We start from the raw sequence: 9,696 nt of genomic DNA, 5'->3' as shown, positions 1-9,696 counted from the left end.
CAGTGTCAGCTGAAAAATATATCGACTGACACACTGCATTCGCGAGCAGGCTCGCTCCCACAAGGGATTGCGTTTTACAGTGGAGGCTTCAGGGGATTTAACAGCAAGGGCCGGTGATGACGCAGTTCTACGATGCACGGGGCAATATCTATGGCGTGATTGCGCCGCAGGCACTTCGCGAGGCAGGCATTGCCTTGCCTGCCAGCGCCGCCGAATGCGCCTCGTCACGTCAGTCGTGGAGTGATACGGCGATCAGGTTCTGCTGCGACTGGCCTCAAGGCCAACGGCCACCCAACAGCAAATCCCACCGCAGCGACGGCCTACTGATCGGCCCGTTCCAGACGTCGCCGCCGTTCGACGTATTGATCGTCAACACCGACGGCACCCTCGCCGAGCGCAGTGGCAACGGCCTGACGATTTTCTCGCAGGCACTGACCGAGCAAGGCTTGATGCCGGAGGAGGGCGCGTTGCTACGCGTGCATCACGACAAGGGCGATGCCGTCGAAACCTCGGTGAAACTGGCTGAAGTCAACGGCGTTCACGGTTTCTGGCTTGACCTCGGGCAAGCGGATTTCGGGCCGGATGCCGTCGCTGCGCAGAATGTTCAAGGCATCGAGTTCAACGGTCGGGTCGTGAGCCACGTCCAACCCTTGGCACAACTTGATCCCGATTGGGCGCACAGCCAATTCGTGCGCATCGGCAATCCGCATTGCGTCACGCTGCTCGGTGATGCAGCCGCTTTACCAGGCAACGAGCAAATGCGTGAATCACCCCTGAACGAGGGGTTGACCGAAATCGCCTATGCCATGCCAACCGGTGCTGGAGAGCCCTGCCCGGCAGGCGTCAATCTGCAATGGGCGGTGCTGGAATCACCACAGAAAATCCTCGCCCGGGTGTTCGAACGTGGCGAAGGGCCGACCGCGTCATCCGGCACCAGTGCCAGTGCGGTGGCCTGCGCGGCATGGCGTGTGGGTTGGGTGGCGGCCGGTGAAGTGCAGGTGGTCATGCCCGGCGGCACGGCGCCGATTTTGCTCGAAGCAGCAGGCGGGGAGTTGGTCCGGATCAGGTTGTTTGGTACGGCGCGGTTGATGGGCTGAATTCAAAGACGCCCTCGCTGGCAAGCCCGGCTCCCACAGGTTTTTGTGTTGAACACAAATATCATGTTCAAACACCGCCCCCTGTAGGAGTGAGCCTGCTCGCGATAGCGGTAGGTCAGTCACATTGATGTTGAATGTGCCAACCTCTTCGCGAGCAGGCTCGCTCCCACATTGGATTTACGGCGCGCCTCTCAGCTCAGCTCAGCACTGAACTCAACCACCGGCATCTGCCGCTTCATCAACACTTTGCCGCCGCGAATCGAATACAACGGCAAGCCCTGACTGCGGATCACCTCGTAATCGCTGTCCGCCGACAGAATCAACAGGTTCGCCGGGCGTCCCTGTTCCAGCCCATATCGCTCACCCAGGTGCATGGCTTTGGCGCTGTTGTCAGTCACCAGATCCAGCGCACTTTGCAGGTTGCGATAACCGAGCATGTGGCAGATGTGCAGCCCGGCCTCAAGCACGCGCAGGATGTTGCCGTTGCCCAGCGGATACCACGGATCGACGATGGAGTCCTGGCCGAAACACACGTTCATCCCGGCTTCGAGCAGCTCATTCACACGGGTCACGCCACGGCGTTTCGGGAAGTTGTCGAAGCGCCCTTGCAGGTGAATGCTTTCGGTCGGGCAGGAGACAAAACTGATCCCGGAGTGGCCCAGCAAACGGAACAGTTTCGCGCAGTAGGCGTTGTCGTAAGAACCCATCGCCGTGGTGTGGCTGGCGGTGACGAGGGCGCCCATGTCGCGGCTGCGTGCTTCTTCGGCGAGGACTTCAAGAAAGCGTGAGTGCGGGTCGTCAGTCTCATCGCAATGCACGTCGACCAGGCAACCGGTGCGCTCGGCCAGGTCCATCAGAAACTTCACCGAACTGACGCCCTGATCGCGGGTGTACTCGAAATGCGGAATGCCGCCGACAACGTCAGCGCCCATGCGAATCGCTTCTTCCATCAGCTCGCGGCCATTGCGGAACGACTCGATGCCTTCCTGCGGGAACGCGACGATTTGCAGATCGATCAGGTGACGGCTTTCCTCGCGCACCTCGAGCATGGCCTTGAGGGCGGTGAGTTGTGGGTCAGTGACATCGACGTGGGTGCGCACGTGCTGAATGCCGTGGGCGGCCAGCGTCTGAATGGTTTTCTTGGCGCGGGTCTTGGTGTCTTCTTCGGTGATGGTGACCTTGCGCTCGCCCCAGCATTCGATGCCTTCGAACAGCGTGCCGCTCATGTTCCAGCGCGGCTCGCCAGCGGTCAGCGTGGCGTCGAGGTGAATGTGCGGCTCGACGAAGGGCGGCACCACCAGATTGCCGCCGGCGTCGAGGTCATCCGGGCCGAGCGTCGGTGCTTCGGTCTGCCGGGCGATGTTGCGGATCAGACCGTCTTCAAGGTGCAACTCGTGCAAACCTTCCTGGTTGCGCAAACGGGCATTGATGATGTGCATCAGGCGAATCCTTTTTTATAGGTCTTGTAGTGGCGCGGTCGCGCTGCGAGCGCCGAGCACGCCGGTGACGATGACATACGTTAGCGCGGCAGCAGCGATGCCTACCAGCGGCGCGACCCATGGCGAGCTGAACGCGGCGACCGTGCCGACCGCATAGGCCCCAAGGCCCGGCCAGTTGAACGCCGGCAACCGTGCGTCGGCCAAGCGCGGATAACGCCCGCGCCAACGGAAGAAGAAGTCCGCCATGATCACTCCGCCAATCGGTGGGATTACCGTGCCGAGCAGAGTCAGATACGGCACCAGCATGTCGTACATGCCCAGCAGAGCGAGCAGGGTGCCGATCACCGCGCCAGCGAGGGTCACGGTCTTGCGCCGGCCAGTGCGCAGCAGGTTGCACCCGGCGACGGCGAAGTTGTAGATGGTGTTGTCCTGCGTGCTCCAGATGTTCAGCAACAGCATGGCCATCGCGGCCATGGCGAAACCTTGCAACAGCAGCACTTCAACCACGTCCGGTTGTTGGTAGACGATCGCACCATAAGCTCCGATCAACACCATCAGGCCATTGCCGATGAAAAAACCGATCAGGCTGGCCAGCACCGCGACCCGCGCCGAACGTGAAAAACGCGTCCAGTTGGTCGCTTGCGTCGCGCCGCTGACGAAGGTGCCGAACACCAGGGTGATCGCCGTCGACCAGTCCAGCGAACCGCTCGGCACCACGCTGAGCAAACCCTCGAAACCGCCGACTTTCACCGTCGCCACCCACATCGACAGCATCAGGAGCAACATCATTGCCGGCACCGCGATGTACGACAGAATCTCCAGCCCGCGATAACCGACGTACGCCGTGGCGCAGAACATCAGGCCGAACAACACCATCAGCCCGAGTACCGTGCCTTCATCGAGATCGAAGTATTTGCCGATGACTACGGCTGCCGTTGCCGTGCCCCAGGCGTACCAGCCGATCTGGGTGAAGCCGAGGATCAGGTCGCTGAGCTTGCTGCCGACTTCGCCGAAGCAGAAACGTCCCATCAGTACCGAGTTGAGGCCACTTTTGAAAGCGATGTAACCCAAGCCTGCCGCATACAGACCGAGCAGCAGATTGCCGACGATGATCACCGCCATCATCTCGCTGAAACTGAACGCCACACCGAGCTTGCCGCCGGCAAACATGGTTGCAGTGAAAAACGTGAAGCCCAGTAACACCATCGCCGTCGAGGCCAGGCCTTTACGCGCATGCATGGGGACTTCGCTGAGGGGGTAATCGTTGCCGGGAGCGTTCTGCGTCATGGGGCGGTCCTTGCTGGAATTGAGGAGACGCGGGGGAGGGTTGCAGTGGTCGTGCCAAATGCCGCTTGGCGCGGGTTATGTATAGACGAGCCGCGCGGATTGGCGCGAAAGCGGTGCACCTGAATGCACCCAAGCCCAATGTGGGAGCGAGCCTGCTCGCGAAGGCGGCGTGTCAGGCGACATCTGCAGTGGCTGATATTGCGCTTTCGCGAGCAGGCTCGCTCCCACAAGGGATGGGTGTTGGCTCAGAGGAAGCGCAGCAGGGCGGCAACTATGGCTTCGGGGGCGTCTTCCTGGACGAGGTGGCCTGCGTTTGGGATGGCGTGGAATTGCGAGCCGGGGATCATTTGGTGCAATGCGCGGCCACGCTCGATGGGAATCCACTGATCGTCTTCACCCCAGAGAATCTGTACCGGACAGCGGATTGTCGGGTACAGCGGTTGCGCTTCCAACGTGTAGCGTTCGTCCATCTGCGCAATCTGCCGATAGAACGCCGCTTGCCCCGGATCGCCGAGCCAGGGCTGCACATAGGGAGCGAGTTCGTCGTCAGGAATATCCCGGTGAATCGCCCCGCGAATATAGGTCGGCACGATGGCGCGCTGGATGTAATCGGGCAGGCCACTGAACGCTGCTTCATGCTGGCGGACGTGCTGCACGAACGGCGAACCCCAAGGCGTCAGCGCCACCGGATCGATCAGCGTGAGGCTGCGGTAGTCCTTGCCGTTGAGCAGGTGCGCACGCAGTACGGTGGCGCCGCCGAAGTCGTGCGCGACAACGTCCGGGCGTTGCAGATGCCAGTGATCGAGCAGTTGTGCCAACAGTTGGTTTTGCACGCCGAGTGAGACATCCGCGTCGGGTTGCTCGGAGCGCCCGTAGCCCAGCAAATCGAAGTAATGCACACGATGAGTGGCAAAAAAATGCGGCGCAATCCGGTGCCACACGTACGACGAAAACGGCGTGCCATGCACGAACACCAGCGGCGGGCCGTCGCCGTGTATGGCGTAACGCACCTGTCGGCCATTGAAGTCAAAGACCTGATCGAGCAGCCAGTCTGTCATGGGCCTGTCCTCTTGGCGGGTGGGAGCCAAAAAGCATAGGCGTAAAAAAACAGCCGCGAAGGCTGTTCTCTGGCAATACACCAGTCCCTTGTGGGAGCGAGCCTGCTCGCGAAGAGGGCGTATCAGTCGATATCAATGTCGGCTGACACACCGCTTTCGCGAGCAGGCTCGCTCCCACAGGGGTATTTGGGGTGTCAGAGGTTACTCACCGCGATAGATGCAGCCGCTGGTGCACGTTTCGTGAATGCGGATCGCGCTCAGTTCCGGCAGCAGTGGCTTCATTTCATTCCAGATGAATTTGGCCAGGACTTCGCTGGTCGGGTTTTCCAGGCCGGGAATGTCGTTCAGGTAGTTATGATCGAGACGCTCGTACAGCGGCTTGAAGATTGCCTTGATCTCGGAGAAATCGCGGATCCAGCCGGTGTGCGGATCGAGGTCGCCGCTGAGGTGAAGCGCCACTTTGAACGAGTGACCGTGCAGACGTCCGCACTTGTGGCCGTCCGGGACGTGCGGCAGGCGGTGGGCGGATTCGAAAGTAAATTCCTTGAAGATTTCCACAGTATTTTCGGCTCTGTTCAGATGGCGTTCGCCGCAGCGATTCGGGCAGGCGGCGAGTTTACCAGCTTGTGTTTGGCCGTGCTGACTAAAGGGTCAGCAAGCGCTCGGCGAGGCGACCATTGGCAGTCAGTTCAAGGAATTCGTCTCCCAGGCGGCGGCTCTCGTCCATCGCCGCGTGCCAGTATTTCTGCCGGCTCGGCGCATCGCCCATGAAGCGTTTGAAGTCATTTCGATCGGGCAGTTTGCCGTAGGGCAGGCGCGCCAGATATTCCTTCGATGGCGCGAGCAACAGCACGTCCTGCAGGCGCTCCACCGAGGCCTTGCGCCACGGCAGGGTCTTGTCGAACCAGCCGGGAATCACCCGATCAGTGAAGTGTGGATAGAGCACGATGCCGTCGCCGCTGTAGGGCAGATCGAGGTGATAGTCGAGCAGACCGCCATCGCGGAACGTGCCGGCGCCAGCACCTGGCAGATCGCGAACGCCTTCCATGACCATTGGGATCGAGCCCGAAGCGAGCAAGGCCTGGCGCAGGTTGCCGGCATTCAGCGCGACGAAGCGCGAAGGGAAGTCGTTCAGTGCATTGACCGGCGGGGCGAGGCGCGGGTCGTGGATGATCAGCCGTTCGAAGTGTCGCGACAGCCGTGCGCGGCCGCGCAGGTTGTCGGCGATCACCGAGCCCAGCGCCAGACCCAAACGCCCGCGATGATCATCGGCCAGACGCCCCTGGCTTTTCACCACCATGATGTTCAAGCGGTAATGCGCGTTGTCGAGGATGCTCGCGTCGCGGCCATCGAGCAGGTCGTTGAGCATGCGCTGCGAGCTCTGACTGATCTCGGCCATGGTCACGCCTTTGTTGAAGTTCTGCTCGGCGTACAGATGGCCGAGACGGCGGATGCCTTCGGCGGCGTCCGGCAAACAGGCACTGGCGAAGCGCCAGGAACCGACCGAGGCGCCAATCAGCGAGCGCTCACGCGGCGCGCTCGGTAGCCATTCACCGAACAGCGCCAGATCCAGCCCCTGAATGCCCAGCGCCTTCGGCCCACCGGCGGCGCCGGGCAGGGTGCCGACATCGGTGGCGTTCAGGCCTTGCGCACGAATACGTGCCATGGCACGCGGGCCGGCCTTGAGGGTGAGGGCGGGGAATTTGATGTGGATGGCGGTCATACCGGTCTCGATCGTTAGCAAGCGAAGGATTATAGAACCACTGCGGCCTCCTGTGGGAGCGAGCCTGCTCGCGAATGCGGTGGGTCAGACACATCGTTACTGACTGACACACCGCATTCGCGAGCAGGCTCGCTCCCACAAGGGGTAATGTGTTGAGCTGGAGCAATGATGGCAATTCAGTTTCAGTTAAGTTCATCCCGCTAAGGTGCCCACCGTTAAGCAACACATAAAAATACGGAGACACCATGAAAACCCTGACTGCCCTGTCCATTGCCGCGATCATCGGCCTCACTGCCAACACTGTTCACGCCCGCGATCTCGGCCCTGACGAAGCCCTGCGTCTGCGCGACGCTGGTACTATCGTCTCCTTCGAGAAGCTCAACGCCGCCGCGTTGGCCAAACATCCGGGTTCGACGATCACTGAAACCGAGCTGGAAGAAGAGTACGGCAAGTACATCTACCAGATCGAAATGCGCGATGCGCAAGGCGTCGATTGGGATCTGGAATTAGACGCGGTGACTGGGCAGGTTCTCAAGGATCATCAGGATAAGTAATGAAGGTTAATGTTCGCGCCACCAGCCGTACGGCATTGGCGCTGGTGATTTTCTGCTCGGCAGCGATGGCCCGCGATCTCGATCAGGACGAGGCCCTGAGTCTGCGGGAGAAGGGCGTGATCCTGCCGCTGGAGCAAGTGCTGCAGCAGGCGATGGATCGCTATCCCGGCGCAAAGTTGCTGGAAGTCGAGCTGGAAGAAAAACACGACGTCTACATTTATGAAGTCGAGTTGCTCACCGTCGAAGGTGTCGCCCGTGAGCTGCACTTGAAGGCCGATACCGGCGAACTTGTGAAAGACAAGGAAGATTGATCGATGCGTTTGCTATTGGTGGAAGACCACGTACCGCTGGCCGACGAACTGCTCGCCGGCCTGCAACGCCAAGGCTACGCGGTGGATTGGCTGGCGGACGGTCGTGATGCGCTGTATCAGGGCAGCAGCGAGCCCTATGACCTGATCATTCTCGACCTCGGCCTGCCGGGTGTGCCGGGGCTTGAGGTGCTGGCGCAATGGCGTGCCGGCGGTCTGGCGATCCCGGTGCTGATCCTCACGGCGCGCGATTCCTGGGCCGAACGCATCGAAGGCCTGAAGGCCGGCGCCGATGATTACCTGACCAAACCGTTCCACCCCGAAGAGCTGCAACTGCGCATTCAATCGCTGTTGCGGCGCTCCAAAGGCCAGTCCAATCAGCCGACATTGCAGGCTGCCGGACTGCATCTGGACGAGGGCCGTCAGTGCGTGGTGCGCGACGGTGCCGACATTCAACTGACTGCCGCCGAATTCCGCCTGCTGCGCTATTTCATGCTGCACCCGGAGCAGATCCTTTCCAAAAGCCACCTCGCCGAACACCTCTACGACGGTGAGACCGAACGCGATTCCAACGTCCTCGAAGTGCATGTCAATCACCTGCGGCGCAAGCTCGGCAAAAGCGTGATCGAAACCCGTCGCGGTCAGGGTTACCTGTTCGGCGGAAAAGCTTCGTGAGGTCGATCCAGCGCCGCTTGAGCCTGGGTCTGATCAGCGTGATGGTGATCGTCGGCGTGGTGCTGGCGCAAACCAGTCTGTGGCTGTTCGAAGTGGGGTTGCAGCGCTACCTGGAAGCCGGTCTGCGCAATGACAGCGAAAGTCTGCTGGTGGCCTTGGTGCGCGGCCCCCAAGGCCTGCAACTGGATGAGCGGCATCTGTCGCCGGCCTATCAGCGGCCGTTTTCCGGGCATTATTTCCGCATCGATTTCGCCGACAGCCATTGGCGTTCGCGCTCGTTGTGGGATCAGGACCTGCCGTTGCTCGAACATCCCGGTCTGCACAGCAATCTGCAACTGGGCCCAGACGGTCAGCAGTTGCTGGTGCTGCGTTCGGACTATCGACGCCTGGGCCAATCGATTTCGATCAGCGTCGCGCAGGATTACACGCCGGTGCGCGAGAGCTTTCAGCGCATGCGTCAGATCGGCCTTGGACTCGGTCTGGCAGCGTTGCTGCTGATTCTGTTCTTGCAGCGCTTGACCGTGCGCCGCGCGTTGAAACCACTGGAAAAGGCCCGCGAGCAGATCGCGCAATTGCAACAGGGCCAGCGTTCGCAACTCGATGATCAGGTGCCGGTGGAACTGGAGCCATTGGTGGCACAGATCAACCATTTGCTCGCCCACACCGAAGACAGCCTCAAGCGCTCACGCAATGCCTTGGGCAATCTCGGACATGCTTTGAAAACGCCGCTGGCGGTGCTGTTGAGTCTGGCCTCCAGCGAAAAACTCGATGCTCATCCCGAGTTGCGCAAGGTCCTCAAGGAACAACTGGAGCAGGTGCAGCAGCGGCTTAATCGCGAGCTCAACCGGGCACGGTTGTCCGGTGATGCGCTGCCCGGTGCGTTGTTCGATTGTGATGCGGAACTGCCGGGGTTGCTGGCGACGTTGAACATGATTCATGGCGAGCATCTGGCGCTGAGCTATGTCGCCCCGGCGGGGTTGCAACTGCCGTGGGATCGTGAGGATTTGCTCGAGCTGCTCGGTAACCTGCTGGACAACGCTTGCAAGTGGGCGGATGCCGAGGTGCGTTTGAGTGTGATCGAACGTACGGATGGCTATGCGCTGAGCGTGGAAGATGACGGCCCGGGGATTCCTGAAGAGCAACGTGCAGAGGTGTTCAGCCGGGGTACGCGGCTGGACGAGCAGACCCACGGGCATGGCCTGGGATTGGGGATTGTGCGCGACATTGTCGACACCTGGGGCGGGTTGCTGGTGTTGGGCGAGAGTGAGTGGGGCGGGTTGAAAGTGGTGATCGAGCTGCCTCGGCGGTGAGCCTTTAAAAGCCCCTCACCCTAACCCTCTCCCGGAGGGAGAGGGGACTGACCGAGGTGTTTGTTCGAGATACACCGACGTGAGGTCTCGAGTCGAACTCAGGGTTTGAAAGCATCACTGTGATTTGAAACACCGAGTCTGAACTCAGGTTTTGAAAGCATCATCGTGATCTGAAATATGGAGCCGAACTCAGGTTTTGAATGACATGAAGATCGGCTCCCTTTCCCCCTCGCCCCCCTTGGGGG

Annotated in this window: 10 protein-coding genes; 5 read left to right on the top strand and 5 right to left on the bottom strand. The window is 60.8% G+C overall.

Translation table 11 applies throughout. The annotated features are described in order from the left end of the window. Positions 1–116 precede the first annotated feature (116 nt). Positions 117–1,097 (top strand): diaminopimelate epimerase, encoded by a 981-nt coding sequence (locus tag L8H52_RS14795; protein WP_242207488.1) that lies wholly within the window; start codon positions 117–119, stop codon positions 1,095–1,097. Positions 1,098–1,288: 191 nt separating this feature from the next. On the opposite strand, the gene codA is transcribed toward L8H52_RS14795, so the two are convergent. From codA to L8H52_RS14770, 5 genes are all read right to left on the bottom strand, one after another. Further along, positions 1,289–2,536: a cytosine deaminase gene (gene codA / locus L8H52_RS14790; protein WP_242207489.1), complete on the bottom strand. Its 1,248-nt coding sequence runs from the start codon at positions 2,534–2,536 to the stop codon at positions 1,289–1,291. Between the two features lie 15 nt (positions 2,537–2,551). Further along, positions 2,552–3,823 (bottom strand): cytosine permease, encoded by a 1,272-nt coding sequence (gene codB / locus L8H52_RS14785; protein ID WP_242207490.1) that lies wholly within the window; start codon positions 3,821–3,823, stop codon positions 2,552–2,554. A gap of 245 nt (positions 3,824–4,068) precedes the next feature. Beyond that, positions 4,069–4,881, bottom strand: a complete 813-nt coding sequence (locus L8H52_RS14780; protein ID WP_242207491.1) for an alpha/beta hydrolase — start codon at positions 4,879–4,881, stop codon at positions 4,069–4,071. A 201-nt stretch (positions 4,882–5,082) separates the two neighbouring features. Continuing rightward, positions 5,083–5,439: a 6-carboxytetrahydropterin synthase QueD gene (gene queD / locus L8H52_RS14775; protein ID WP_007915588.1), complete on the bottom strand. Its 357-nt coding sequence runs from the start codon at positions 5,437–5,439 to the stop codon at positions 5,083–5,085. Between the two features lie 85 nt (positions 5,440–5,524). Beyond that, complete coding sequence (locus tag L8H52_RS14770; protein WP_242207492.1) at positions 5,525–6,604, bottom strand: patatin-like phospholipase family protein; 1,080 nt, start codon at positions 6,602–6,604, stop codon at positions 5,525–5,527. A 245-nt stretch (positions 6,605–6,849) separates the two neighbouring features. Here L8H52_RS14770 and L8H52_RS14765 point away from each other — a divergent pair, with 245 nt between their 5' ends. From L8H52_RS14765 to L8H52_RS14750, 4 genes are read left to right on the top strand one after another with little or no spacing between them, the layout of a single operon-like run. Continuing rightward, a complete protein-coding gene (locus L8H52_RS14765) occupies positions 6,850–7,158 on the top strand; it encodes a PepSY domain-containing protein (RefSeq protein ID WP_242207493.1) in 309 nt (102 codons plus the stop codon). Further along, positions 7,158–7,469 carry a PepSY domain-containing protein gene (locus L8H52_RS14760; RefSeq protein WP_038362521.1) on the top strand — a complete coding sequence of 104 codons (312 nt, stop codon included), beginning with the start codon at positions 7,158–7,160 and terminating at the stop codon, positions 7,467–7,469. Before L8H52_RS14765 ends, L8H52_RS14760 begins: the two co-directional genes overlap by 1 nt. Positions 7,470–7,472: 3 nt before the next feature. Next, positions 7,473–8,141, top strand: coding sequence for a response regulator transcription factor (locus tag L8H52_RS14755; protein ID WP_242207494.1), 669 nt, complete (start codon positions 7,473–7,475; stop codon positions 8,139–8,141). Next, on the top strand, positions 8,138–9,451 hold the full coding sequence (locus L8H52_RS14750) for a sensor histidine kinase (RefSeq protein ID WP_242207495.1): 1,314 nt from the start codon (positions 8,138–8,140) through the stop codon (positions 9,449–9,451). Before L8H52_RS14755 ends, L8H52_RS14750 begins: the two co-directional genes overlap by 4 nt. The last annotated feature ends 245 nt before the right edge of the window (positions 9,452–9,696 follow it).

It is taken from the genome of Pseudomonas sp. CROZ-RG-20F-R04-15, from assembly GCF_022662375.1.
Taxonomy (GTDB): domain Bacteria; phylum Pseudomonadota; class Gammaproteobacteria; order Pseudomonadales; family Pseudomonadaceae; genus Aquipseudomonas.
This window is presented reverse-complemented; position numbering and strand designations above follow the sequence as displayed.